Raw genomic sequence first — 531 nt, forward strand, 5'->3', positions numbered from 1 at the left:
GGCACGCGTCCTGGGACCATCGTCCCGGGGGTCTACCAAGGTAAGCCAAACCTTCGCAGACAGGCCCTGGGGGCGTGGTTACACTCGCCGGAGTTGCACGTGAACATCGTCACAAGTGGGGTCCCAGCGTGGTGCGCGTACCGACGGATGACGCCGACGTCATCGTCGTCGGGGCAGGTCCCGCAGGCGCCTCGACGGCCTACCACTGCGCGGCCGCCGGGCTCGACGTGCTGCTCCTCGAGAAGGCGACGTTCCCGCGCGACAAGATCTGCGGCGACGGCCTGACGCCGCGCGCGGTCTCGGAGCTCGTGCGCATGGGCGTGCCGATCCGCGAGGAGGACGGCTGGATCCGCAACCGCGGCCTGCGCGTCATCGGCGGCGGCCACCGCCTCGAGCTGCCCTGGCCCGAGCTGTCGAGCTACCCGTCCTACGGGCTCGCGCGGGCGCGCACGTCGTTCGACCAGACCCTCGCCGAGCACGCGCGCGCCGCGGGCGCCAAGCTGCTGGAGGCCACGTCGGTCACGAGCCCCG

1 protein-coding gene is annotated in these 531 nt (G+C 72.3%); it reads left to right on the forward strand.

What is annotated here, in order from left to right:
- Window positions 1-131 precede the first annotated feature (131 nt).
- The coding region (locus G3I71_RS46395; RefSeq protein ID WP_164324959.1) for an FAD-dependent oxidoreductase at window positions 132-531 on the forward strand (400 nt) is incomplete at its 3' end.

The sequence above is a fragment of the Streptomyces sp. SID12501 genome (genome assembly GCF_010550245.1).
Classification (GTDB): domain Bacteria; phylum Actinomycetota; class Actinomycetes; order Streptomycetales; family Streptomycetaceae; genus Streptomyces.